General features: G+C 68.1%; 16 protein-coding genes. 10 read left to right on the plus strand and 6 right to left on the minus strand.

Annotated features, from left to right (window positions below; genetic code table 11):
• The first annotated feature begins 263 nt into the window (after positions 1–263).
• On the plus strand, positions 264–2,315 hold the full coding sequence (locus ACFWP5_RS13930; RefSeq protein ID WP_384154797.1) for an RICIN domain-containing protein: 2,052 nt from the start codon (positions 264–266) through the stop codon (positions 2,313–2,315).
• Positions 2,316–2,555: 240 nt separating this feature from the next.
• Positions 2,556–4,298 (plus strand): RNA polymerase sigma factor, encoded by a 1,743-nt coding sequence (locus ACFWP5_RS13935; RefSeq protein ID WP_384154799.1) that lies wholly within the window; start codon positions 2,556–2,558, stop codon positions 4,296–4,298.
• A 31-nt stretch (positions 4,299–4,329) separates the two neighbouring features.
• On the opposite strand, the gene ACFWP5_RS13940 is transcribed toward ACFWP5_RS13935, so the two are convergent.
• On the minus strand, positions 4,330–5,625 hold the full coding sequence (locus ACFWP5_RS13940) for an alginate lyase family protein (RefSeq protein ID WP_384154801.1): 1,296 nt from the start codon (positions 5,623–5,625) through the stop codon (positions 4,330–4,332).
• 188 nt (positions 5,626–5,813) lie between these two features.
• Positions 5,814–6,560: an SDR family oxidoreductase gene (locus tag ACFWP5_RS13945; RefSeq protein ID WP_384154803.1), complete on the minus strand. Its 747-nt coding sequence runs from the start codon at positions 6,558–6,560 to the stop codon at positions 5,814–5,816.
• A 101-nt stretch (positions 6,561–6,661) separates the two neighbouring features.
• On the opposite strand from ACFWP5_RS13945, the gene ACFWP5_RS13950 reads away from it, so the two are divergent.
• The 3 genes from ACFWP5_RS13950 to ACFWP5_RS13960 all read left to right on the plus strand — a co-directional run bounded on the left by ACFWP5_RS13950 (position 6,662) and on the right by ACFWP5_RS13960 (position 9,307).
• Positions 6,662–7,489 (plus strand): helix-turn-helix transcriptional regulator, encoded by an 828-nt coding sequence (locus ACFWP5_RS13950; protein WP_384154805.1) that lies wholly within the window; start codon positions 6,662–6,664, stop codon positions 7,487–7,489.
• Positions 7,490–8,163: 674 nt separating this feature from the next.
• Entirely contained in the window at positions 8,164–8,715 is a 552-nt protein-coding gene (locus tag ACFWP5_RS13955; protein WP_384154807.1) for a hypothetical protein, read from the plus strand.
• 313 nt (positions 8,716–9,028) lie between these two features.
• Positions 9,029–9,307, plus strand: a complete 279-nt coding sequence (locus ACFWP5_RS13960) for a hypothetical protein (protein ID WP_384154809.1) — start codon at positions 9,029–9,031, stop codon at positions 9,305–9,307.
• A 139-nt stretch (positions 9,308–9,446) separates the two neighbouring features.
• On the opposite strand, the gene ACFWP5_RS13965 is transcribed toward ACFWP5_RS13960, so the two are convergent.
• Positions 9,447–12,959, minus strand: a complete 3,513-nt coding sequence (locus ACFWP5_RS13965; protein ID WP_384154811.1) for a helix-turn-helix domain-containing protein — start codon at positions 12,957–12,959, stop codon at positions 9,447–9,449.
• Between the two features lie 690 nt (positions 12,960–13,649).
• Here ACFWP5_RS13965 and ACFWP5_RS13970 point away from each other — a divergent pair.
• Together ACFWP5_RS13970 and ACFWP5_RS13975 are read left to right on the plus strand one after the other, a co-directional pair.
• Positions 13,650–13,955, plus strand: a complete 306-nt coding sequence (locus tag ACFWP5_RS13970; protein ID WP_384154813.1) for a hypothetical protein — start codon at positions 13,650–13,652, stop codon at positions 13,953–13,955.
• 363 nt (positions 13,956–14,318) lie between these two features.
• A complete protein-coding gene (locus tag ACFWP5_RS13975) occupies positions 14,319–15,257 on the plus strand; it encodes an ArsR/SmtB family transcription factor (protein WP_384154881.1) in 939 nt (312 codons plus the stop codon).
• A 1,323-nt stretch (positions 15,258–16,580) separates the two neighbouring features.
• Here the strand turns inward: ACFWP5_RS13975 and ACFWP5_RS13980 are convergent.
• Together ACFWP5_RS13980 and ACFWP5_RS13985 are read right to left on the minus strand one after the other, a co-directional pair.
• On the minus strand, positions 16,581–18,110 hold the full coding sequence (locus ACFWP5_RS13980; protein ID WP_384154815.1) for a helix-turn-helix domain-containing protein: 1,530 nt from the start codon (positions 18,108–18,110) through the stop codon (positions 16,581–16,583).
• Positions 18,111–18,186: 76 nt separating this feature from the next.
• Positions 18,187–18,384, minus strand: coding sequence for a DUF4236 domain-containing protein (locus ACFWP5_RS13985; protein WP_384154817.1), 198 nt, complete (start codon positions 18,382–18,384; stop codon positions 18,187–18,189).
• Positions 18,385–18,643: 259 nt separating this feature from the next.
• Here ACFWP5_RS13985 and acnA point away from each other — a divergent pair, with 259 nt between their 5' ends.
• On the plus strand, positions 18,644–21,358 hold the full coding sequence (gene acnA, locus ACFWP5_RS13990; protein WP_384154819.1) for an aconitate hydratase AcnA: 2,715 nt from the start codon (positions 18,644–18,646) through the stop codon (positions 21,356–21,358).
• Between the two features lie 82 nt (positions 21,359–21,440).
• Here acnA and ACFWP5_RS13995 read toward each other — a convergent pair whose 3' ends face one another.
• A complete protein-coding gene (locus tag ACFWP5_RS13995) occupies positions 21,441–22,058 on the minus strand; it encodes a PadR family transcriptional regulator (RefSeq protein WP_384154821.1) in 618 nt (205 codons plus the stop codon).
• Positions 22,059–22,158: 100 nt separating this feature from the next.
• Between ACFWP5_RS13995 and ACFWP5_RS14000 the strand changes: the two genes are divergently transcribed.
• Entirely contained in the window at positions 22,159–22,620 is a 462-nt protein-coding gene (locus ACFWP5_RS14000) for a hypothetical protein (RefSeq protein ID WP_384154823.1), read from the plus strand.
• Complete coding sequence (locus ACFWP5_RS14005; RefSeq protein ID WP_384154825.1) at positions 22,617–23,867, plus strand: FAD-dependent oxidoreductase; 1,251 nt, start codon at positions 22,617–22,619, stop codon at positions 23,865–23,867. Before ACFWP5_RS14000 ends, ACFWP5_RS14005 begins: the two co-directional genes overlap by 4 nt.
• The last annotated feature ends 90 nt before the right edge of the window (positions 23,868–23,957 follow it).

Consider the following 23,957-nt stretch of genomic DNA (forward strand, 5'->3'; position numbering starts at 1 on the left):
GTACCTCCGGCAACGGCCGACCAGGACCGGTAGGCCGCAGGACCTGTCCCCGTACCACCGCGCGCCCGTACCTGTCACCGACATCTGTCGTCGACGGTCGTCCCACCCATGAGCATGCCCGCGTCCACCGGCATGCCGTCGTACGTCATCCGTGCCCCCCTCCGGCCGGCGTACCCAAGAGCCACCCGCCGCTGCCGTTCCGGGACGTTCCGGAAGCGGCGGGCACCAACACCCACCCGTGCACCGCATGTTGGGAGCCGCACATGTCCATCACACCGGAAGGCGCCAGACAACGCGCCGTCCCCCGTCCCCACCCCGCCACAGTCCTCCTCATGCTGCTCTCGCTGATCGCAGCAGCCGTCACGCTCCTTGTCCCCGCCGCGGGCAAGGCGCACGCCGTCTCCCGCGCCTCGCAGACGCTGGCCGCCCCGCTGGCCAACGCCCCCTCCCCGGGCACGCTCTACCCGCGGGCAATGCGCATGAAGTACAGCGGGGCGTCCAACGGCACCATGCTCGCCACGTACGAGCAGTGGACCTCGGGCACCCCGGTCCTGCCGATCTACCGCAGCACCGACAACGGCAACACCTGGACCCAGATCTCCAGCGTCACCGACACCCAGAACGGCTGGGGAATGCGCTGGGAGCCGGACCTGTACGAACTGCCCACCGCGATCGGCAACTTCCCCGCCGGGACCATCATGGCCACGGGCGCCTCGGTCCCCAGCGACCGGTCGGCGATCAAGATCGACATGTACGCCAGCACCGACCATGGGGTGACCTGGAACTTCGTCAGCAACATCGCCATCGGCGGCGCGGCCATCAGCGAGAACGGCAACACCCCGGTGTGGGAGCCGTTCCTGATGGTCTCCGGAAACAAGCTCATCGCCTACTACTCCGACCAGCGTGACCCGGCCCACGGCCAGAAGATCGTGCACCAGGTCACCACGGACGGCGTCAACTGGGGCCCGGTCGTCGATGACGTGGCGGTGCCCACCTACAGCAGCCGCCCCGGTATGCCCACCGTCGCGAGGCTGCCCAACGGCAACTACGTCATGACGTACGAGTACGGCGGTGCCCCCGAGGGCAACTTCGCCGTCTACTACAAGATCTCCGCCGACCCGGAGGCGTTCGGCTCCGTCGCCGGCACGGCGCTGAACTCCGGTGGCGTGCCCACCAGTTCCCCGTTCGTCACCTGGCTCCCCACCGGCGGCGCCAACGGCACCCTGGTGGTCAGCGCCAACAGCACGTCCGACCTGTTCCTCAACACCCAGAACGGTGCCGCGGGCGCCTGGACGCGCATCCCCTCCAACGTGGCCGCCGGTTACAGCCGGGGCATGCTCCCGCTCGCGGACGGGCACAGCCTGGAGGTCTTCAGCGGAGGACGGCTGAGGAGCACCGGCGTCAACTCGGTCACCTACAGCACCATCGACCTGGGCGGCGGCATCTCCGACGGAGCCACCTACACCGCCTCCAACGCCAACAGCAACCTGAAACTCACCATCGCCGGCGGCTCCACCACCAACGGAACCTACGCCACCCAGCAGAACACCGACAGCGCCACCGACCAGCAGTGGCGCTTCGACCAGCAGGCATCCGGCTACTTCAAGATCTTCAACGTGGCCAGCGGCAGGGTCCTGGGCGTGGAGAACCAGTCCACCGCCAACGGCGCCAAGATCCTGCAGTGGGACGACAACGGCAGCGCCGACCACGAGTGGGCCGTAGCGCCCAACCCGGCGGGCGGCTTCACGATCACCAACCGGGTCAACGGCAAGGCCCTCGAAATCCCCGGCGCCTCCACCACCGTCGGCGCCACGGTGGACCAGAGCACCGACACAGCCTCCGCCACCCAGCGGTGGAACCTCACCCAGATCGCCCCGCCGAACCTGGCCACAGGCCAGTACGTCCTGGTCAACAAGAACAGCGGCAAGTACCTCGACATACCCGCCGCCTCCACCACCGCGGGCACGGCGGCCCAGCAATGGCAGAACAGCGCCTGTGTATGCCAGTTGTGGAGCTTCCAGTCCCAGACCGGCGGTGCGTGGACGGTCACCAACGTCAACAGCGGGCTGAAACTCGACATCAACAACGGCTCCACCACCGTCGGCGCGGCCATCGTCCAGAACGCCGCCACCAGCGGTGCCTCCCAGAAGTGGACCCTGACCGACGCGGGCGGCGGCTACTACAAGGTCGCCAACACGAACAGCGGCCTGCTGGCCGGTGTCGCCGGGTCCTCCACCGCGAACGGCGGGGCCGTCGTCCAGTGGACCGACGTCAGTGTGAACGACCAGCTCTGGAAGATCGTCCGGGTCAACTGACCTTCTGAGAAGGGGTTTTCCACCGGTCAACAGCAAGAAGGCAGGGCCTCCAGGTAGCTCGGGGTACGCCCCCAGGCACCAGGAGGCCCTGTCGCCGACGGAGCGGACCAGCGTGCGGCACGATCACGTCCGCCCATGATCGCCCACCCGATTTCGGTTATGCGGTGCGTGCTCGTCCCCTCTTCTAGATGACGATGCACCTCCGGTGATGCTGCGAGAGAGCCGATGCGCACAGTAGACATGCCCGACACCGAAACCGTCACGGCCGCCCGGGACGGAGACCAGCACGCGCTCGACCAGTTGGTCGCGGGCTCCCTGCCGTTCGTCTACAACGTCGTCGGACGGGCGCTCGGCGGCCACCTCGATGTGGACGACGTGGTCCAGGACACCATGATCAGCATGGTCTCCGCCCTCGACAGCCTGCGCGAGGCGGAACTCTTCCGCTCCTGGCTGGTCGCCATCGCGATGCAGAAGGTCCGCGAACGGTGGCGCGGACAGCAGAGCCGCCCCGCTCCGGGGTTCCTCGACGAGGTGCTCGAAGCACAGGATCCGAGCGCCGACTTCGTCGAGGCGACCATCCTCCGGCTGGGCCTGTCGGGCCAGCGCCGCGAGGTCGCCGAGGCAACCCGCTGGCTTGATCCCGCAGAACGCGAACTGCTCTCGGTGTGGTGGCTGGAGGCATCCGGCCAGTTCACCAGAGCCGAACTCGCCGCCGCACTCGAACTGACTCCGCAGCACACCGCAGTGCGCGTGCAGCGGCTCAGGGAACGGCTCGAGTCGGCCCGGATCGTCGTCCGCGCGCTCGGCGCCGTCTCCCGTTGCCCCGACCTGGCCCAGCTCACCGCGGACTGGGACGGCAATCCGGCGGGGCTGTGGCGCAAGCGAATCGCCCGGCACGTCCGCGCCTGCGCCACCTGCGACGCGCTCGGGCAGGACCTGGTACCGGCCGAAAGACTGCTCGTCGGGCTCGCGTTGGTGCCCGTCTCGGCAGGACTCGGGGCGACCGTACTGCTCCACCAGCTCGGCACGGCCCACACCGCGGCAGCCACGGGCGCTGCCGCACATCACGCCGTGGGCATGGCCGGTACGCCGTTCGCGAACGCCGTCCACTACATGATGGCGAAGCCCGCGGTGGCACTCACGGCGGGCGCGATGGTGGTGAGCGGAGGAGCGATCACCGGATACGCCGTACTGCACTCACCGCCGCCCCGGCACCACACCGTCGCCATCCACTCACCGACACCGGTACGCACGAGCCCGACCACCGCCGGGCCCACCGCGATCCCGAACCGGTCGGCGGTCCCGAGCACCCCCGTCTACGGCCAGAACATCGACCGTACGGAGAGCGCCCCGAACCCCGACACTCCACCAGGAGAACTCCCGGCACGTCCCCAGACCGCCCCCGTCGCCATGTCGGGCACGTACGGCAACCGGCACCCCGGCGCGACCGGGGAGATGTACGTCCTCAACCACCGCGGCGAGAACCTGCGCATCAGCGGGCGCGGCTACTTCTTCGTGCGCTGGCAGGTGACGGTCTTCCCTGGCGGCCTCGCGATGCCCACCTGGACCAGGCTGAGCGGCAAGCTGTTCCACGTGGCCTCCGGGGGTGGTCGCCGGATGGACGACATGCAACCGGGCACTACCGACGCGCACACCTGGCTCGGGAACCGCCCCCTGGGCTACGCCACGCTGCCGGCCGGCGCCCAGCAGATGTGGCAGAACGAGTACTACTACCTCGACGGCACCGTCACGCTGAATCTCAACCTGAGCGGCCTCAAGTACGCCCTGATCGTCGCCTCCTGCAGCCGGCAGAACGTCAGCGACGACATCCGTCACGCCCCTTCGGACGATCCGGGCCTCGGCTACGTCCGGTACGGCATCGTCAGGGACACCGGCGACGACGCCGCTCCGGTGCCGCAGTACCTCACCCGCGGCGCCCCGGCCGACCCGCTCGCGGTGGCCCAGCTCTCCAGGCTCTCCTGAAACGGCGCCGGGGCACCACCACGGTGACCGGCTACCGGGTGAAGGCCAGTGTCCCGAAGCCGAGTTGGTCGAAGCCGCCGCTGTTGGGGCCGTAGTCCCCGCCGCCGCCCTCGGCGCGGGTCTTCTGGGCGAAGGCGGTCACGTTGGGCGCGGACAGGCCCTTGCGCTTGACGTAGTGGTTGTAGACCAGCTCCCACTCCGGGCGTTCGGCGCCCCGGGACGCCGGGGAGACGCCGGGCTGGGTCTGGCGGGCGCCGTAGCGGCCGGTGCCCCAGGTGTAGGCGGTATAGGGGACGTCCTGGCCGAGGTTGTACCTGGCGACGTACTCGGCGCCCTTGAGGAAGCGGCTGTCGTCGTAGCCGTAGAGGTCGTAGCCCTGGTTCCAGGCCATCTCGCAGAGGGTTCCCATCAGCGCGATGCCGAGCGTGGCGTGGCCCTGGTCGCGGCCGGACTCCTGCCACTGGCCGAGGCCTCCGGGGTGGATGAAGGGGACGGCGTGCTTGATGGAGCCGTTGCCGGCGCCGTTCTTGAAGTAGTCGACGGCCTGCTCGACCTTGGCGCGGTCGTCGCAGAAGATGCCGATGGCCAGGATCGAGGCCATGTTGCACAGGTCCCAGTTCGCCCAGTAGTTGGTGATGTAGGCGTCGTTGTGCGTGGTCAGGAAGCGGTCGTTCATCGGGTAGAAGATGGTGAGCAGCATCTTCTTGAAGCGGGCCACGTCGAATCCGTCGTAGCCACGCATGATCTCGGCGGCGTTGGCGAACTGGTAGCCGTAGATCCCCGCGGCCAGGAAGCGGTCCGCGTTGCCGTTGAGGTTGGCCAGGGTGCCGGACCAGGCGTTGAGGATGTTCCGGGCGGCGTCACCATGAGCGGTCTCGCCGGTGACCTTCCAGCGCAGCGCGTTCTGGTAGGCGGCGTGAATGTCGTTGTAGAGCGTCGGGTAGTTCTGCCCGGCACCACCCCGGATCACGGTGGGCATCGCGCGCGGGGACCAGGTGCTCTGCGCATGCCGGTTCGCCACCAGCCGTTCGTAGCCGGCCTTCCACGGCTGGGCACCCGCCTTCACCTTCTCCGCCATACGGTCGAAGTCGGGATGCGTGTGCAAAAGCCCCGGGTGAGCGAACTCCGAGGTGGGCCGGGCGGTCGCCGTGCCGACCGCGCTGCCGGTGGGCGACGGCGTCCCGGTGCAGTCCGCCAGCGCCGCGCTCGCGCTGCCGCCGGCGAACGAGACCCCTCCGACAGCACCTGCCGTACCAGCGATGGCTATTCCGGCGATCTGCAGCATGCTGCGGCGGTTGATGCCGCGGTGCTTGTTCTGCTGACTCACTACGAGTCCTCTCTCCTGTGTGCCAAATTCCGTCCGGCACACAGGAGATGCGGTGCGTTGGTGCGTCATAACAGGAACTGGGCCGACTTCGACATCACGCCTCTCCACGCGGTCATCGACCGAGGGGTCAGGTGCTGTGTTGTGCTGAGCGGGTCGGTATCAGCGGGAGTGGTGATTCCTTCAGGGGATCACCAGGGCAGTTCCGCGTCCGCGGCCGGGGCGCCGTCGCCCCAGAACCGCCCGCTCGGACCGTCGGCCGGCAGCGTGGCCAGCGCGACGCTCACCAAGGCGCCCTGCTCCGGCGTGCGGGAGCCGGTGTGGCGGGTGAGGTCGGTCGCGCAGTGGCTGGGGTTGGCGGCGTTGACCTTAATCGGGGTGTCCCGCAGTTCCTTGGCGTACATCACGGTGACCATGTTCAGCGCGGTCTTCGACGCCGGGTAGGGAATCGTGGCCAGCTGATGGAGCGGATGCTCCGGATCACTCATGAAGGTCAGCGACCCGACTTCGCTGGAGACGTTGACGATACGAGCCGCCTCGGCGTTCCGCAGCAGCGGCAGGAACGCGTTGGTGACCGCCACCACGCCGAACACGTTCGCCTCGAAGACCTGGCGGAGGGCGGCCCGGGTGGCGGCACTCGGTCCGCCACGGGCGCCTTCGACGTCGCCGACGATGCCCGCGTTGTTGACCAGGACGTCGAGATGTCCGTACTCGGCGCCCACGTGGTCGGCGGCTCGCTGGACGGACGCGTCGTCAGTGACGTCGATCTGGAGGAACCGGGCATCGACGCCGCCCTCGCGCAGTGCCTGTGCGGCCTTCTGCCCGAGTTCCTCGCTCCGTGCGCCGACCAGCACGGTCATGCCGCGCTCGCCGAGCAGCCGGGCGGTCTCGTAGCCAATGCCCTTGTTGGCGCCTGTGATCAGCGCAATCAGTGTCATGCCCCGACCCTGCGGCGCCCGTCGCCGGCCCACCAGAGACCTGGTGAAGCTGGTACCGGCGATACCACCCACGGCCGCCAGGGCTGAGGCAGCATGGAGGCATGATCCTGCGCGAGGAGTTGGCGGCGTTCCTGCGGGCTCGCCGGGCTCGCCTGAAACCTCGGGACGTCGGTCTGCCGGACGGTCTGCGCCGCCGCACGCCCGGTCTGCGGAGGCAGGAGGTCGCCCAACTCGCCGGAATGTCCATCGACTACTACATCCGGCTCGAACAGGGCCGTGGCCCGAACCCGTCCCGTCAGGTGCTCTCCGCGCTGGCCCGGGCACTGCTGCTCACCCGCGACGAGCGGGACTACCTCTTCCGCGTCGCCGACGAAAGCCCGCCCCCGGTCGCTGGCCCGGCCCGCGAACTCACTCCCGCAGTACGGTGCCTCCTCGACAGCATGCCGGAGGTGCCGGCCTACGTCGTCGACGCGAAGTACGACCTCCTCGCCTGGAACGCGCTCGCCGCGCACTTCATCAGCAGCATCGCGCGAGCACCGAAGGACGACCGCAACCTCGTCCGCTGGATGTTCCGCGAGGCCCTCGACGACCACCGCTGGGACGACGAGTCGGCGATCGCGTTCGCCCGCGCGACCGTGGCCGACCTGCGCGCCGCCTATGCCCTCCACCCCGGCGACCGCGGGATCGAAGGACTCGTCACCGAACTCCTCGGCACCTCACCACGCTTCGCCGAGATGTGGGCGACCCACGACGTCGAGGTACGGCGCCGGGTTATCAAGAAGATCGACTCCGCCACCTTCGGGCCACTGGAGTACGAGTGCCAGGTACTCCACATCCCCGAGACCGGTCAACGCCTCATCGTCTACTGCGCCGAGGCCGGCTCTGCGACCCGGGAGCTCTTCCGGCGTCTCGCCGCCACGGCCGTCTGAGCGGAAGCCCACCCGGCTGACTCGGCCGGCTGCGCCTGCGGGCGTGGGACACGGTCTCAAGCCTGACGTCATCGAGACGGACTGCTCGGAATAGGCGGGTACCGGGCTGCCAGGGAAGCCGTTGCGCTGCCGACGGTCATCTTCGCCGGCGGGGAACGTCGTCGCACTCGGAGCCCACCGCGCGACGGAAGAACTCGGTTTGGGAGTGCCATAGGACATCACCATCGTCAGGTAGGACAACTTCCACGCCTCCTCGATCGGCCGAGTCTCCCTCACGGCTCTCGATCAGTTGGGCCACCGGAGCGCGGCTCCTGCCGGAGGCTGCGCAGCCCGCGTTGTCGCAGCCAACCGGAGGCGTCGGCAGCGAGGCGTCGTTGGTTGGGCCTGCTCACTGGGGATCGGTGAGCTGGGAATCCGGGGGTCGTGGGCTCCAGCAATCGAGCTCTCGAGGCATCGGCCACGGGCTCCGCAATGGCCGCACAGTCAACGCAATGAAGGTAATTCGTGACCGGACCCAGGGTTGTGTCAGAGCCCAGAACTCACCGGTGAAGTAACCCGGCGGTAGGCGGACGGCCTCTGAATTCGGGTGAGGCCGAAAGGTGATGCGTCATTCCTTCGGCAGTCCTAGATTCGATGAAGTCAACCGACAGGGTCTCTTCGAGGAGAGTTTCACTATGACCGAAAACCACGGCGCGAGCCGTCGAACATGGGTGCGTAGCATGGTGGCGGTCGCCACCGGTCTCTCAGCCGTCCTCACCATGGCCTGCACCGCCGATGCAGCGACACACAACCCCGGGACTCCCTTCGCCTCGCAGGCCAAGACCCGTGGATTCGGCACGGCTGAGGTGAAGACGGGCGGGACCCAGGTAGCGGTCGACAGGATCCGCACCGCCGACGAAGCTGCCCTGGCGCTCTCGCTGCAGGCCGGCAATTCCGTCGACAGCAAGAGGACGAATGGTACCGCCGCCATAGCGGCCGGCTGCGGGTACAAATACTTCTGTGCTTACCCCGGACCGAATTTCACCGGTGATCCTATTCCAATGTACGATTGCCGCGAGTACTACATCCCGTGGACGAGTCTCGGATCGTGGATCAACAACCAGACCCCTGGAACCCGCGCGCAATTCAGGAGTTCCGACCACGTGACGCGCTGGACGGATGCGGGTGCCTACGACACAGACGCCTCCGCCGACTGGTCCTGGGTCTATTGGGTGAAGCCCTGCTGAGAAGCGACTGGGCCGTCGGCGATACGGGGGCTCCCTGCCATCGGATGCTCCTCCCACGTCTTCCCCTCGCGTCGACGGCTCACCCGCAAGGGATGGGTCAGAGGAGATGGGGCACGGGCTGACAGGAAGCGGGACTGCCTTATGTTCAGGCTCGCATCCGGTCTTACGTTCGAGCTCGGGCTCAGGGCCGGGAAAAAGAGGGCCGGGGAGCCAGAACACCAGGACGAAACGCCGTGGCAAAGCCTGCCCGCACGCCTGATGAGGGTGGTGTGGGAGGCGAGGGGGGCCGGGAAGGCTCCGAGAATCCGACAGCATGGCAGCCGACAGGGCATACGGCAACGGGCCTTGTCGGGAGTACCTGCGTCGCCGGCGCGTCCGGCGCACGATCCCGGAGAATACCGACAGCCAGGCCGCCCGCCAGCGCAAAGGCTCACTCGGCGGGCGGCCGCCCGGCTGCGACGAAGAGCCGTACGAGGAACGCGACTCCGTCGAACGGGCCATCAACTGGCTCAGGCGTCGGGCGGTGGGTGAGATCGACTTGGGGCGCCCTACCGGTGTCTCCAAACGGGTTACTGCGACAACCCGGCGGTGAAGGTCTCTCACCTCACTCGGCTCAATGGCGCCTCGTGGCGCACCCACTCGCTACGACAGGCAGGGTATGTCCGCTTAGCTTGGCCACCGCCGCAGCCTTCACCGTCTGGCTTCGCGCATGATCGGCCGGACAAGTCCGCCTAGGGGAAGCACACTTGGCGCCGCGCGTGGCCCCGGAGGTACTGGGAGCGTTCCTGCTGGGTGAGGTCTCGGTCAAGAGCGTCGCAGATCATGCCGATGGCCTGACGTGGGCGGGGCAGGCTGAGCTTCCACAGTTGAATCGTGCCGTCGGTATTGCCGGCCGCGAGTGTGTGTTGGTCGGGACTGACAGCCATCGCGGACACTGCTTGTTGACGCCCACTCAGGGTGGCGCGGACGGTACTTGTGGCCAGGTCCCACAGTCGTACTGTTCCGTCGGCGTGACCGGCCAGGAGGGTGCGGCCGTCGGGGCTGAACGCCAGCGAGCTTGCCAGGTCGGTGAGGACGGCATGCCTCGCGCCAGTGGCGATGTCCCATACTTGTAGCTTTCCGTCGGCACCGGCGGAGGCAAGTGTGTGTCCGTCCGGGCTGAAAGCGAGTGACGCCACGACGTCTGTCTGTCCGGCGAGGACGGTCCGGACCTTGCCGGTGGCTACGTCCCAAAGGTGCATACGCGCGCCTGTCCCGCCGGTGGCGAGAACGCGCCCGTCGGGACTCAGTGCCGTTGCCAGCAGGGTGTCGGACAGGGGACGGTTGCGCACGACCGTGCGGAGCATGCTGGTTCGCGCATCCCACAGTTGCACGGAGCGGCCGTCACCGGTGTTCAAACCGGCCATTGCCTGGCCGCCTGGACGAAGGAGCAGTGACGTCACAGCGCCGACACCGACAGAGCGGGCGCTGCGCGGCCGTTCGTTGGCCGTGTCCCAGAAGCGCACTGTTCCATGGACATCACCCGTTGCCAAGGTACGCCCGTCATCTGTAAAGGCCATGCTCGACAAGGTGGCGGATTCGGTTCGTCTGTTGTCGGGCGTCTGCTGAGCAAGATCCCACAGCCGGACTGTGCGATCAAGACTGCCGGTGGCCAGAGTGCTGCCGTCCGGACTGAACGCTACCGACGACACACTGTCGAGGTGGCCGGTGAGGACAGCCTGGCTCTTGCCGGTGGCCGTGTCCCACAGCCGTGCTGTGCGATCGTCACTGCCGGTGGCCACCATGCGCCCGTCCGGGCTGAACGCCACCGCCCGCACCGGCCCGTCGTGTCCGGTGAACGGAGTTCGGAGAGCACCCTTCGTCACGTCCGACAACTGCACCAGACCGCCGACATCGCCCACGGCCAGTAGGCGGCTGTCGGGGCTGAAGGCCATTGATGACACTGGGCCGGCCCCTTCTTGCCGGATCACACGGGTGGTGCTGTGGATCAGGTCGCACACCCGGATTGTTCCGCCCAAGTCGCCGACGGCGAGGAGGCGGCCGTCTGGGCTGAAGGCGACCGACGCCACGCCATGCACGGAGACGGGCAAGACGGTGCGAACCGTACCGGTCGCCGCATTCCGCAGCCGTACATGACCGTCGGAACTGCCGACAGCCACTGAACGGCCGTCGGAGCTGACCGCCACCGGTCCCGGATCTCTTGCATAGTCCTGAACGGTCCAGGCTTTCCGGGCCACCGAAACAGTCCTCAGCCGCAGCCTCCCGTGGGCGTCGCCGGCGGCCAGGAGGCGGCCGTCCGGACGGTAGGCCAGGCCGGTGACTCCTCCTGCGAAAGCGGGGAAGATTGTGCGAACCCTGCCGTTCGCCGCATTCCACAGCCGTATACGGCCGTCGGAACTGCCGGCAGCCACTGAACGGCCGTCGGAACTGAATGCCACCGCGCTGACAGGGGCAGTGGGACCAGTCAGCCGGTGCCGCAAGGGGAGGGCTGCCGCGGAGTAGAGGCTGGAGACGGCCTCTACCGTGGGACGGATCTGGTAGGCCTGCACGGCTAGCAGCATGGCGAGATCGGGGTCGTCGCCCAGGAGAGCGGCTGACTGCGCGGCCAGCTGACGGGACACAGCGGTCTGCTGTGCGGCTAAAGCTTGGTCTCGTTGATGTTCGCTCGCCCGATACTCTTTCCAGGCGGCCAGACTCGCGGTGAGGGCGATGACAAGCAGGACGGACAGTGTGCCGGTGAACTGGCGCAGGCGGCGCGACGTGCGGGCGGCAGCGAGGCGCTCACGGTCGCGAGCGGTCGTGCTGCTGGAGAGGAATTCCCGTTCCAGACCGTTCAGATCCTCGGCTCTGCCGGGAACGGCGAAGGCTTCCTCGACAGCGGCGAGGCGGGTGCCGCGGTACAAAGCCCCCGGGTCGCGGCCCAGGGCGTTCCATGCGCGGGCGGCTTCCCTGAGCTGATGTTGGAGGTGCATGCGTTCCCGGGCTTCGTCGACCCATTCCCGCAGCCTGGGCCAAGCGGCGATGAGAGCTTCGTGCGCCAGGTCGACGGTGCTGCCGTCGATCGTGACCAGCCGTGCCTTGACTAACCGCTCGAGTACGTCTCCAGCCGCGGGAGAGCTGTCGGCATCCAGTTCCTCGCGGTCCGCCGGACGCCTTGTGTCCTGCGTGCCTTTGCCGGGGGCGATCAGGCGCAGCAGGATTCGTCGGGCGTGCCTGGCTTCGGGTGCGGACAGTTGGGTGTAGAGGTCTTCCGCTGTTCGGGCGATGGCGCCTTCGACGCCGCCCGCTGCCTGGTAGGCGGCAAGAGTCAGAGCGCGGCCTTTGCGGCGGCGCCAGGTTTCCAACAGGGCGTGGGACATCAACGGTAGACCGCCTGGTCTTTCGTCGACGTCCTCGATGATCTTCGCGGTCAGTTCGCGCTCGACGATCAGTCCCTCAGCGGTTGCCGGTTTGACGATGGCATCGCGAAGTTCGGCGGGGCCCATGGGGCCGACGAGCAGGGTGGCGTCACGCAGCGCCGCAGCCAGATGATGATGTTCGGCGCAGCGGCCGAAGAAGTCCGCGCGCACCGCGAACACCACCCGCAGCCCGCTCATCGGCTCCGTCGCCTTCACCAGCCCGTCGAGGAAGGCAGAGCGCTCGGCGCGGTCGGAGCACAGGGTGAAAAGTTCCTCGAACTGGTCGAGGATGACCACCGTGTCGCCGCGTCCCTGGGAGGGCGTGATCGCGGCGCCATGGGCCGACATCGGCTGGGCCCCTGGGGTGAGGATCCGAATGCCTGTCGGACGACGGTCAATGGACCTTTCCCGCTGCAGGGCGGGGATGAGCCCCGCGCGCAGTAACGAGGACTTGCCGCTTCCGGAAGCGCCGACGAGGGCGACCAGGCGGCGGGTGTGCACCCGCTCGATGAGCTGAGCCACCAGCTCGTCCCGCCCGAAGTACACATCAGCGTCCGCGGCTTCGAAGCGGGCCAGCCCGCGGTATGGCGCCTGCGCGTCATCACCGGTCTCCCGCATGGCAGCCGCATCCTCGGCTGCTATGCGCCAGCTCCGCTCCCACTCCGCCCCGTCCGCTCCGCAGGCCCGCGCGTAGGCCAGTGCCACGTCGAGGGACGGCAACTGCTCCCCGGCCGCCGCTCGTGACAACGTCGCCACGGAATAACCCGCGTGCTGCGCCATGGCCCGGTAAGTCAGCCCGCCCGCTTCCTGACGAAGCGTGCGCAACGCGAAAGCGAAACGCTGCACGGGACCAGCTTCCGGATCCAGTGCTCCCTCTCGGCGCCCCATCCCATCCCCCCGTCGGCATGATCGGTACAGGCAACTTTGGCACCGCCGTGCACCAACTGCACCTATGAACAGCGCGTTTCAGCCGAACGCCGGCTCCGGCCGGCCGCCCGAGAGTTGTTTCACGTGGCGCCAGGGGTGTGCGCAACAAGGAGCCAGCCGGGAATCTGGTGCCTGGCCGACACCGAACGGCTTTCCGGAGAGTCGGCGTCGGCCAGGCATCTCCCTGTTCGGGCGTCAACGCCTGCCGTTCTTGCGGCTGGCCGATTCCCACCGGAGGTTGGTTTGTGGTCTATGGCTCACGCGCACCGCATTGCCCACCGGCACAGCCCTTCGCGTGCGTTCGCGGCCTGATCCGCCGGCGCTCCGTCTCTGTACCTGGTAAGCGCACACATCGTTTTACGGGAGTTTCCTTGTCAGGCTTGGAGCAGTCACGCCTGCACGCAGACCGGATGCCCTTTGTCCAGGCCTGCTTGGTCGGTCTTCGTGATGATGCCGCCCAGGCATGGTCGTGCGAGTTGGAGGGAGTTGCGGACAGCCCGAACGGTTCGGTCTTCGGTCCCATCGACGTCTACCCTTTGCTCGGCTTGCATGGTTCGGGCACCGGAACGCTGGCCTCGCACGGAGTCCCGGTCATGAAGGCCGACCTGTGTGGACCCAGTCGGCTCGGGCGGCACGCTGATACGCGAGAACCACGAGGTCTGGGTGAACCCGGGGCTGCTCTCGCTCGACGTCGCCGGTGCGGCCGTGGAAGCGGCGCTGGGGTTGTGCGCCGGCCAACCGCCGGGCACGGCCGGCCGCGTGGGCAGCGGCAGCGTTCGCCGGACGCCGGCGCAGGCCAAGGTGCAGGTGGAGTCCGCTTACCTGTACGGGGCCCATGCGGTCAGCGGCGGGGACACGCCGCAGGCGCACGTACGCATCGGCATGTTCAAGCGAGCGGCGAAAGCGGCTGGCTGACCAGGCCGCACTTCAAGTGGAACAGCCGCTGCCTGATTATCAACAGGCCACCCACGACGAACCAGATCACTACGGGAGTGGTGTCACTGCTCAGCGATATTTCGCGAACCTTCGATCGACGAGTGGTGTTCAACGTCGTTGGCATGCAGCATCCGTTAACACCTGCGAAGTCAGTCGGGAGCAGCCATAGAACCTACGAGAGCTTGGCGGCAGGCAGCAGTGTGACAGGGGGGCGGAGCCATGACATTGCGAATTGAGTTCAGCCCACAGGACCTGGGCCGGCTGGCAATTGGACGCCCGGCGCACTTACCCGTGAGCGAGGCTGTGATGAGCCTGCAGGTCCTGCTGCGCAGGGATCCGGCTATGCGGTTCCAAGCGTGGCGAGAGGCCATTCGTACCCGTGGCATTCAGCCGGGGGCGGTGCTGAGGGGCCTTGTGCCTGCATACGGGTGGGTGCCCGACTTCCTCACACCAGGTAATCGTGCCTGGCCGGAAGCAGGAGCGTTCGACGCTATCAGGGCCACGCCCCGCCGACGTGTCCGTCGGGAATTGGCCCGCCTGTCTGGCCATCACCCCTTACCCGTTTGGGGCGCCCGACTGGCGGAGGCGGGGGATCCGCATCTTGGTGTTCTCGTCGACGATCTCGCGGCCTACTATGACGCTGCTGTGCGCTCGTACGCTCCCGAGATTCGCACCGTGCTTGATGCCGATCGTGCCCTGCGTGCCGAAACACTCGCCTCCAAAGGGGCGGACGCGCTCCTGCACACGCTGCACCCGTCCATCACCTGGGAACCACCGTTCCTCATCCTGCCGTCCCATCACGAGTCCACGTTCCGGTTGCAGGGTCGCGGTCTGATCATCACTGGACACTTTTTCTGCTGGCCGAGCCCACGGGCGCAGCTGAACGATACTGACACGCCGGTCCTCGTCCATCCCGCTTCCTGGGACCCGCTCCATCACCCAGCGCCGGGCACCGACAGCTCGGATACCCGAACGGACCAGGTTTTGGCCGCCGTACTGGGGCGCACTCGGGCCCGGGTCCTGCTGGCCCTCGCGGAGGCGCCGCACAGCAGCACGGCCGAACTCGCCAGGCAGTTGGACATCTCAGCAGCTTCCGCGTCGGAACACGCGACTGTCCTGCGGCAGGCAGGACTTACCGACAGCCGTCGCCAACAACGCACCGTCCGCCACTCCCTGACCCCTTTGGGCAACGACCTCCTCAACCGCCCAAGGCCCCTCACCACGCGGCAACCGCCCAAGATCCCTCACCACGCGGCGTCCCGCGCACTGGACCGACGCTGAGCAAGGGGCGATCCGCGTACGGCCTTCGCGCACTAGCTCGACGGTCTGCTCGACCTCCTGGCCGGTCACTTCCTCGACGGGCGGGCCGTCCCGTCGCCCGGTCTGCCAACGGTGGACGACAGTGCCAAAGAAGTCCTTCACAGCGATTCCTTTCGGCTTCGATGATTTCGGATGCGAAGCGATGGTCCGGTTGCCGAAGCGGAGGCGGGCCAGTCCCTGCCCGAGACAGGGGCAACCGGAGTGCGGGTGTGGTGCCCCTGCTGCTGGGTCTCAGATGCGGTGGCCTCGTACGCGGTAGCCGCGCTGAGCGGGGTCGTGGAGGGCGACCAGGGCTTCGGTGATCCGCTGGCGCTGGTGGGGCAGGCAGTAGTCATCGAGTCGATCCGGGGAGACGAACTCCCAGCCGATTCGCTCGGGCTGCTCTGCGCCCGGCAGAGCGGGCGGCAGGGGACTGGTTGCGGATCAGCAGGAGGGCGCCGACGCGGCGGCGTGCGCCACCTCAGGGGATCGATTTGATACACCCTGGCGACGGTCGGCGGTCAGGGCGGATCGGATCAGTGAACGCAGATGTCGCGAACCTCCAGGTCAGGCACCCATCTCGTGGGATTTCCCAGGGACTTTTCAGGGACTTTCCGCCGTGCAAGCAGGGAAGCCCCCGACAGCGCCGAAAGACAAGAACACCCTGTTCAGGGCCTACTTCCTCAGCACTCGATGATGTTCACCGCAAGCCCGCCCCGAGCCGTCTCCTTGTACTTCACGGACATGTCCGCGCAGGTGTCCTTCATGGTCTTGATGACCTTGCCGGCCTCGACGTATGCGTCCGCCCTCCCATCCCGTTGGCAGGCCCGACGACGGCAGCACGCATTTCACTGCTCGTCTCGACGCGCTCCCGGGCAGGGTCGTCGCGGATGCTGTCGGCGGGCGCCTCGGTCAGCAGGTCGCCGACCCGGACGTGGGGGTCAGCCGGATGATCGAAGGAGCGCCGGTACGTGTGGAGGTTCGGGCTGGAACTGGCCGTAGCGGTGTGGTGCGCTAGGTGCGCGTGCGCGGCGAGGACGGAACTCCGAATCTCAGGAACGCCAGTGGCACCGTCGGTGCGGACATTGCGAGGCCCCTTTGGCGAGCACTCTCCGTGAAGGCTGACGGGCACTCAGATACCTCTGATGCATCGTCACTAATTTAAGATCATCTTGCACGCACGTTGCACAAGGTGATGAAAAACAGCGATGATCAATGGAGGGTCCTGCAAGCGTGTAACAGCAGGTCAGCAGGTATTTAGGAGTGTCGTGCCCCTCATCTCCTAGGGGCACGACACTCCGCCGGTCAGATGTCCCGGAAGATCTCGATCTGCGCCCCGATCGAGTTGAGCCGCTCCGCCAGATCCTCGTAACCGCGGTTGATGACATACACGTTCCGCAGCACGGACGTGCCCTCCGCCGCCATCATCGCCAGCAGGACGACGACCGCGGGCCGCAGCGCCGGCGGGCACATCATCTCGGCGGCACGCCAGCGGGTCGGGCCCTCGACCAACACCCGGTGCGGGTCGAGGAGTTGCAGGCGACCGCCGAGGCGGTTGAGGTCCGTGAGGTAGATCGCGCGGTTGTCGTAGACCCAGTCGTGGATCAGGGTCTGTCCTTGAGCGACCGCCGCGATCGCCGCGAAGAACGGCACGTTGTCGATGTTCAGGCCCGGGAACGGCATCGGGTGGATCTTGTCGATCGGCGCCTCCAGTTTGGAGGGCCGGACCGTGAGGTCCACCAGACGCGTACGGCCGTTGTCCGCGACGTACTCGGGTGTGCGGTCGTGGTCGAGGCCCATCTCCTCCAGGACCGCGAGCTCGATCTCCAGGAACTCGATGGGCACCCGGCGGACCGTCAGCTCCGACTCGGTGACGACGGCGGCGGCCAGCAGGCTCATCGCCTCGACCGGGTCCTCGGAGGGGGAGTAGTCCACGTCGACGTCGATGGTCGGCACGCCGTGCACGGTGAGCGTGGTGGTGCCGATGCCCTCGACCTTGACGCCCAGCGCCTCCAGGAAGAAACAGAGGTCCTGGACCATGTAGTTGGAGGACGCGTTGCGGATGACCGTGACGCTCTCGTGGCGGGCGGCGGCCAGCAGCGCGTTCTCGGTGACGGTGTCGCCGCGCTCGGTCAGCACGATCGGCCGGTCGGGGGAGACGGACCGGTCGACCTGCGCGTGGTACAGGCCCTCGGTCGCGGCGATGTCGAGGCCGAAGCGGCGCAGCGCGATCATGTGCGGCTCGATCGTGCGCGTGCCGAGGTCGCAACCGCCCGCGTACGGCAGCTTGAAGTTGTCCATACGGTGCAGCAGCGGGCCGAGGAACATGATGATCGAGCGCGTGCGGCGGGCCGCCTCCGCGTCGATCGACTCCATCTCCAGCTCGGCCGGCGGCACGATCTCCAGGTCGACGCCGTCGTTGATCCAGCGGGTGCGGACGCCGATCGAGCCGAGTACCTCCAGAAGGCGGTACACCTCCTCGATCCGCGCGACCCGGCGCAGCACTGTGCGCCCCTTGTTGAGGAGCGAGGCGCACAGCAGTGCCACGCACGCGTTCTTGCTGGTCTTCACATCGATCGCGCCGGACAGCCGACGACCGCCGACCACCCGAAGATGCATCGGACCGGCGTAGCCCAGAGAGACGATCTCGCTGTCCAGGGCCTCACCGATTCGAGCGATCATCTCAAGGCTGATGTTTTGGTTGCCGCGCTCGATGCGATTGACGGCGCTCTGACTGGTGCCGAGCGCCTCGGCAAGCTGCGTCTGTGTCCAGCCACGATGTTGCCGGGCGTCACGGATGAGCTTGCCGATACGTACGAGGTAGTCGTCTGCCATGAGGCCGAGGTTATCTCAGATATGAGATGGCGCCTCCTGGGGGGTCCATTCGGGTGACGACCGGTCAGCAGTGCTGTCAGTCGTCCTTCTTGGTGCGCGTCTTGCGCCATCCGAAGGGCCCGGGCAGATCCATCGAGGTCGTGCGGCGCCCGCTGGTGCTGTGCGTGTACCGCGGGCCGCGCCTGCCGCCTGTCGTGAACGACATGGACCCCTTGTTGATGTTCAGCCGCAGCCAAGGAAGGATCCGGAAGCTCTTGCGGAACGTGAGCGGCATCCCGCCCCCTTTCGTCCCGCATCGGATACCCCGAAGACGCGGGAACATGGCAGCCCGATGCGGCCCGGGCATGACCAGCCCGCCCCCATGTACTAGAGTTATCTCGACATCGAGATATCTGCCGAGGTGCACCGCAGTCGCACACTCCGCCGATCCTGGGAGTAAGGCTTACCTAACTTAGCCTTACCTTAGCGGATCGGCCAGGACGTTGTGGCGGCAGGATGCGGTGGGAACGCGCACATCAATGAAGGAGACTGTCGTGTCGGCGAACAGCTTCGACGCCCGCAGCACGCTGCAGGTGGGCGACGAGTCGTACGAGATCTTCCGCCTGGACAAGGTGGAGGGCTCGGCCCGGCTCCCCTACAGCCTTAAGGTCCTGCTGGAGAATCTGCTCCGCACCGAGGACGGCGCGAACATCACCGCCGACCACATCCGCGCCCTCGGCACCTGGGACTCGCAGGCCCAGCCGTCGCAGGAGATCCAGTTCACGCCGGCCCGTGTGATCATGCAGGACTTCACCGGCGTGCCCTGCGTGGTGGACCTCGCGACCATGCGCGAGGCCGTGAAGGAGCTGGGCGGCGACCCGGCGAAGATCAATCCTCTGGCGCCGGCCGAGCTGGTCATCGACCACTCCGTCATCGCCGACAAGTTCGGCACGCACGAGGCGTTCGCGCAGAACGTCGAGCTGGAGTACGGCCGCAACCGCGAGCGCTACCAGTTCCTGCGCTGGGGCCAGACCGCGTTCGACGAGTTCAAGGTCGTCCCGCCGGGCACCGGCATCGTCCACCAGGTCAACATCGAGCACCTGGCCCGGACCGTCATGGTTCGCAACGGCCAGGCGTACCCGGACACCCTGGTCGGCACCGACTCGCACACCACGATGGTCAACGGCCTCGGTGTGCTGGGCTGGGGCGTCGGCGGCATCGAGGCCGAGGCCGCGATGCTCGGCCAGCCGGTGTCGATGCTCATCCCGCGCGTCGTCGGCTTCAAGCTCACGGGCGAGCTGACCCCGGGCACCACCGCCACGGACCTCGTGCTGACCATCACCGAGATGCTCCGCAAGCACGGCGTGGTCGGCAAGTTCGTCGAGTTCTACGGCGAGGGCGTCGCCGCCACCTCCCTCGCGAACCGCGCCACCATCGGCAACATGTCGCCGGAGTTCGGTTCCACCGCCGCGATCTTCCCGATCGACGACGAGACCCTGAAGTACCTGCGCCTGACCGGCCGCAGCGACCAGCAGGTCGCGCTCGTCGAGTCGTACGCCAAGGAGCAGGGCCTCTGGCTCGACCCGGCCGCCGAGCCCGACTTCTCCGAGAAGCTGGAGCTCGACCTCGCCACGGTCGTCCCCTCGATCGCCGGCCCGAAGCGCCCGCAGGACCGCATCGTCCTCGCGAACGCCGCCGAGCAGTTCAAGAGCGACGTGCGCAACTACGTCGCCGACGACGACGAGGCGGGCAAGGAGTCCTTCCCGGCCTCCGACTCCCCGGCCGCCAGCAACGGTGTGCCGAGCAACCCGGTCACCGTCACGGCCCCCGACGGCTCGACGTACGAGATCGACCACGGCGCGGTGACGGTCGCGGCCATCACCTCCTGCACCAACACCTCGAACCCGTACGTCATGGTCGCCGCCGCGCTCGTCGCGAAGAAGGCCGTGGAGAAGGGCCTGACCCGCAAGCCCTGGGTCAAGACCACCCTCGCGCCCGGCTCCAAGGTCGTCACCGACTACTTCGACAAGGCGGGGCTCACCCCCTACCTCGACAAGGTCGGCTTCAACCTCGTCGGCTACGGCTGCACCACCTGCATCGGCAACTCCGGCCCGCTGCCGGAGGAGGTCTCCAAGGCCGTCAACGACCATGACCTGGCCGTGACTTCGGTGCTCTCCGGCAACCGCAACTTCGAGGGCCGGATCAACCCGGACGTCAAGATGAACTACCTGGCGTCCCCGCCGCTGGTCGTCGCGTACGCCCTCGCGGGCTCCATGAAGGTGGACATCACCAAGGACGCGCTCGGCGTCGACCAGGACGGCAAGCCGGTCTACCTCGAAGACATCTGGCCGACCGAGGCCGAGGTCAACGACGTCGTCGCGAACTCCATCGGCGAGGACATGTTCAACAAGTCCTACGCCGACGTCTTCGCGGGCGACGCCCAGTGGCAGGCGCTGCCCATCCCGGAGGGCAACACCTTCGAGTGGGACGCCCAGTCGACGTACGTCCGCAAGCCCCCGTACTTCGAGGGCATGACGATGGAGACCACTCCGGTCTCGGACATCGACGGCGCCCGCGTGCTGGCCAAGCTGGGCGACTCGGTCACCACCGACCACATCTCCCCGGCCGGCGCGATCAAGGCCGACACCCCGGCGGGCAAGTACCTCACCGAGCACGGCATCGAGCGGCGTGACTTCAACTCCTACGGCTCGCGCCGTGGCAACCACGAGGTCATGATCCGCGGCACCTTCGCCAACATCCGCCTGCGCAACCAGGTCGCGCCGGGCACCGAGGGCGGCTTCACGCGTGACTTCACGCAGCCGGACGCCCCCGTCTCCTTCATCTACGACGCCTCGCGCAACTACATCGAGCAGGGCGTCCCGCTGGTCATCCTGGCCGGCAAGGAGTACGGCTCCGGCTCGTCCCGCGACTGGGCCGCCAAGGGCACCGCGCTCCTCGGCGTCAAGGCCGTCATCGCCGAGTCGTACGAGCGCATCCACCGCTCGAACCTCATCGGCATGGGTGTCGTCCCGCTCCAGTACCCGGCGGGCCAGACCGCCGAGTCCCTCGGTCTGACCGGCGAGGAGTCCTTCTCCGTCGCCGGCATCACCGAGCTGAACGACGGCACCACCCCGAGCACGGTCAAGGTCACCACCGACACCGGCGTGGAGTTCGACGCGGTCGTCCGCATCGACACCCCCGGCGAGGCCGACTACTACCGCAACGGCGGCATCCTCCAGTACGTGCTGCGCAACCTGATCCGCAACTGACGTACGCCTGAAGGTTCTTGAACGCGGCCGGCCGTCGCTCCTCACGGGGCGGCGGCCGGTTCCGTCTACCCGCCCAACTCGCTCATTCCCGTGCCGGGTTCGCCGCGAAGGCGTCCAACTGCTCCTTCGACCAGGTGAGTTGCCCGGTCCGCAGGTCCTCGACCACCGAGCGCACCCACTTCAGCTCCGCGGCCGTCACGGCCCGCAGATACTCGGCCTCAAGCCCGGTGATCCGCGGCAGTCCCTGAGCGCGCTCCGCCGCCAGCGCCGCGTCCATCGCGTCGACCTTCTCCGCGAGGACGCCGGCCCGCCGCCCCAGCACGTCCGCAATCTCCTCGGGCAGCAGCAGCAACAGGTTCGACAGAGCGGCCGGGAACTCCGGGAACTCCTCCTTCGGTGCGGCGAGCATCTCCTCCAGCCACACCCGCGCCGTCTCACGTCCCGCGTCCGTGACCTCGTACACGGTCCGCTCCGGGTACTGCTGATCCCGCCCGGTCTCCCGCACCGCGATCAGCCCGTCGCCGTGCAGCCGCTCGATCGTGCGGTAGAGACTCGCCCGCTGCCTGACATTGACGACCTGCTCCTTGCCCCAGTCCTTGATCACCCGCTGGATGCCGTACGGGTGCAGCGGCTGGTAGTGCAACAGGGCCAGGACGGTGAGGGCGAGGGGCGAGCTGCGGGGAGCGGCGGAGGCGGTCATGGGTGTGATGGTAGCCCCGAGATGACTAGTTGACGTGAGACTAGTTTCAGTGCAACTATCAAGTCGTCGCTACGACACCACCCCGAGAGGAATCACCGACATGTCCCTCACCGAGCGCGTCCACTCCGACCACACCCTCGTCAAGCACCTCGGGAACTGGACCGAGGCCGGCCGCTTCGAGGTCAGGGCCCGCCGTGGCACCGCCGTCCTCGACCTGCGTTCCCCCGACCTCCCGGATGACGTCGAGATCCACCTCGACATGGACCGGGCCCTGGTCAAGCTGCTCGTCGACGACGACACGGCCGTAGACCACTGGGACCTGACGTGGACCGACCGCGGCAAGGTCAAGGACTCCGGGCCCGCGCCCACGGGGGACAAGGCCACCGGCCGCCGTGTCCGCCTCTCCGGCTCCGCCACGAACAGCGAGATCCGCGTCCGCCGCGGCGGCGTCGCGATCCTGACGGCGATGTGCTCCCGCGCCTACCTCCAGGACGTACGGGCCGCCCACCGCACCGGCACCGTCCCGACGATCGACGACCCGTCGAGGAGCCACCAGTCATGAGCCGCACCGGCACAGGGGAATCGCGCAAGGTCCGCACCGCCCTCGTCACAGGCGGCGGTATCGCCGGCCCCGTCGCCGCGATGGCGTTGCGGCGGGCGGGCATTGAGGCCACCGTCCACGAGGCGTACGACTCCACGGCCGACGGGATCGGCGGCGGCATGACCATCGCGCCGAACGGTCAGCAGGCGCTCGACGCGATCGGCGCGGGCGACCTGGTCCGCGCCATCGGTACCCCGGTCGTCGCCATGGGGCTGCGGAGCTGGACCGGCAAGGACCTCGCCCGGTTCGCCCCGCCCGCCCGGCTCCCGCCCCAGCAGTTCGTCCGGCGCGCCGACCTCTACCGCGCGATCCACGACGAGGCCGCGCGCCGCTCCGTCCCGATCCACCACGGCAAGCGGCTGACCGGGACGACGGACACCGGCTCCGGTGTCACCGCGCACTTCGCGGACGGCACGGAGGCGAGCGCCGACATCCTGATCGGCGCCGACGGCATCCGCTCCACGGTCCGCTCCCTGATCGACCCGTCCGCACCGGAGCCGCACTACGCCGGACTGATCTCCTTCGGCGCCCAACTGCCCCCGTCCGGGCTGAAGTCCACCGACGGCGTGATGTACCTGTGCTTCGGCAAGCGGGCCTTCTTCGGCTACCAGGTCTTCGACGACTCCTCGGCGATGTGGTTCGCCAACCTGCCCCACCGCGCCCCGATGACCCTCGCCGAGGTCCGGGCGACCGGCGCACCGGACTGGCTGCGCACGCTCCGGGCCGCCTTCGCCGACGACCGCACCCCGGCCCTGGAGATGATCGACCGCACCGACGCCGGTCAGCTCCTCGTCGCCGGACCGATGGAGAACATGCCGAGGGTGCCGACCTGGACCCGCGGCCGCATGACCCTGATCGGCGACGCGGCCCACGCCGCCTCGTCCAGCTCCGGGCAGGGCGCCTCCATCGCCGCCGAGAGCGCCGTCGAACTCGCGCGCTGTCTGCGGGACTTGCCGTACGACCAGGCCTTCGCGGCGTACGAACGGCTGCGTCGGCCGCGCGTCGAACGGATCATCAAGCTCGGCGCCCGGACGAACAGCGACAAGACCGCGGGCCCGGTCGGGCGCGTGCTGCGCGATCTGGTGATGCCGGTGGCCATGAAACTGATCGACCCGGAGAGGACGGCCTGGCAGTTCGACCACCGCGTCGACTGGGACGCGAAGGCCGTCCCGCAGGTCTCACAGGTCCCCTCGGCCCCGCTGGCCTGAACTCCCGCCCGCCGTCGGCCACTTCGCACCTCGCCGGCCCCCGGACCTGTGCCCAAAAGCCGCCCCGGGGGCCGAACTCCTCGGGTGTGC

It is taken from the genome of Streptomyces sp. NPDC058469 (assembly GCF_042721125.1).
GTDB lineage: Bacteria > Actinomycetota > Actinomycetes > Streptomycetales > Streptomycetaceae > Streptomyces.

Excerpts from the sequence above, each read along its gene's own strand:
- ACFWP5_RS13930 (WP_384154797.1), top strand. The coding sequence starts at position 264 with ATGTCCATCACACCGGAAGGCGCCAGACAACGCGCCGTCCCCCGTCCC.
- ACFWP5_RS13935 (WP_384154799.1), top strand. The coding sequence starts at position 2,556 with ATGCCCGACACCGAAACCGTCACGGCCGCCCGGGACGGAGACCAGCAC.
- ACFWP5_RS13945 (WP_384154803.1), bottom strand. The coding sequence starts at position 6,560 with ATGACACTGATTGCGCTGATCACAGGCGCCAACAAGGGCATTGGCTAC.
- ACFWP5_RS13950 (WP_384154805.1), top strand. The coding sequence starts at position 6,662 with ATGATCCTGCGCGAGGAGTTGGCGGCGTTCCTGCGGGCTCGCCGGGCT.
- ACFWP5_RS13955 (WP_384154807.1), top strand. The coding sequence starts at position 8,164 with ATGACCGAAAACCACGGCGCGAGCCGTCGAACATGGGTGCGTAGCATG.
- ACFWP5_RS13960 (WP_384154809.1), top strand. The coding sequence starts at position 9,029 with ATGGCAGCCGACAGGGCATACGGCAACGGGCCTTGTCGGGAGTACCTG.
- ACFWP5_RS13975 (WP_384154881.1), top strand. The coding sequence starts at position 14,319 with ATGCGGTTCCAAGCGTGGCGAGAGGCCATTCGTACCCGTGGCATTCAG.
- ACFWP5_RS13980 (WP_384154815.1), bottom strand. The coding sequence starts at position 18,110 with ATGGCAGACGACTACCTCGTACGTATCGGCAAGCTCATCCGTGACGCC.
- ACFWP5_RS13985 (WP_384154817.1), bottom strand. The coding sequence starts at position 18,384 with ATGCCGCTCACGTTCCGCAAGAGCTTCCGGATCCTTCCTTGGCTGCGG.
- ACFWP5_RS13995 (WP_384154821.1), bottom strand. The coding sequence starts at position 22,058 with ATGACCGCCTCCGCCGCTCCCCGCAGCTCGCCCCTCGCCCTCACCGTC.
- ACFWP5_RS14000 (WP_384154823.1), top strand. The coding sequence starts at position 22,159 with ATGTCCCTCACCGAGCGCGTCCACTCCGACCACACCCTCGTCAAGCAC.
- ACFWP5_RS14005 (WP_384154825.1), top strand. The coding sequence starts at position 22,617 with ATGAGCCGCACCGGCACAGGGGAATCGCGCAAGGTCCGCACCGCCCTC.